Below are 1,034 nucleotides of genomic sequence, written 5' to 3'. Positions count from 1 at the left end.
ATTTCGATGTGGGCGTATCCGTCACCGTCCAGCGCGCGTTGTCCTGCCAAAGCTCTTTCGCGGTATCTTCGCGCGCCCGTGCCAGTTCCAGCGCGGCGGCGTCTGCAATGGGCTGGAGCCGCCCGCTGCGGACATAGCCGGGATCATGCCCCGAGGCATCGGCGACGTCCGACCAGTACCGTCCCGCTGCGAGCAAGCTGTCGAGCTGGAATGCCTTCTTCGGGTTCCAGTTTTCCGGCACATGCGGCGCGAGCGCGCCGACCAGTCCGCCACTCGCACCGGCCATCGGGCCATGGGGGTCGACGACCCTGACCGCCGCGCCTCGGCACGCGCAGGCCCAGGCGATGGACAGGCCGAATATGCCTGCGCCCCTGATGGTGATGTCGACCATTGCCAATCCCCGCCGTCTTGCGCAGTGTCCGCGCGAAACGAACCGTTACAGGGTGCCACGATGGAGAACCAGACCGCCAGTGTCACTTGGCACGACAACGGCGTGCCGGTGTCCACCCGGTTCGACGACCCCTATTTCAGCCTTCAGGACGGCGCGGCAGAGACCCGGCATGTGTTTCTGGGCGGGAACGACCTGCCAAAGCGGTTTCGACCCGGCTTTCATATCGCGGAGCTTGGTTTCGGCACCGGCCTCAACGCGCTGGTCGCGGCAGAGGCGTGGCAGCAGGCGGAAATGGCAGGCCCGCTGCATTTCACGAGTTTCGAAGCCTTCCCGCTGTCCCCCGCCGATATGGTTCGCGCCCATGCGGCGCTGCCGGACTTCGGTGAAACCGGCGCCGCGTTTCTTGAGCACTGGTCGCCGGATGGCGGGCGGTTCGATCTGCCGGGGCTGACGCTGGAGGTTATCATCGGCGATGTGGCGGGTACCCTGCCCGAATGGGAGGGCAAGGCCGACGCCTGGTTTCTGGACGGTTTCGCCCCCGCCCGCAATCCGGCCATGTGGGCCGAACCGATCCTGACCGGCGTGGCCCGGCGTACCGCGCCCGGTGGCACAGCTGCGACCTATACGGCGGCGGGCTTCGTGC

At 67.2% G+C, this 1,034-nt stretch carries 2 protein-coding genes; one reads left to right on the top strand and one right to left on the bottom strand.

The annotated features are described in order from the left end of the window. Window positions 1-391, bottom strand: a 391-nt coding sequence (locus A3764_RS16495) for an FAD-dependent oxidoreductase (protein ID WP_150122247.1), incomplete at its 3' end; no start/stop codon positions are given. A 60-nt stretch (window positions 392-451) separates the two neighbouring features. Here A3764_RS16495 and mnmD point away from each other — a divergent pair. Beyond that, window positions 452-1,034, top strand: a 583-nt coding sequence (mnmD, locus tag A3764_RS16490) for a tRNA (5-methylaminomethyl-2-thiouridine)(34)-methyltransferase MnmD (protein ID WP_067951788.1), incomplete at its 3' end; no start/stop codon positions are given.

The organism is Sulfitobacter sp. HI0129 (assembly GCF_001635395.1).
Classification (GTDB): domain Bacteria; phylum Pseudomonadota; class Alphaproteobacteria; order Rhodobacterales; family Rhodobacteraceae; genus Sulfitobacter.
This window is presented reverse-complemented; position numbering and strand designations above follow the sequence as displayed.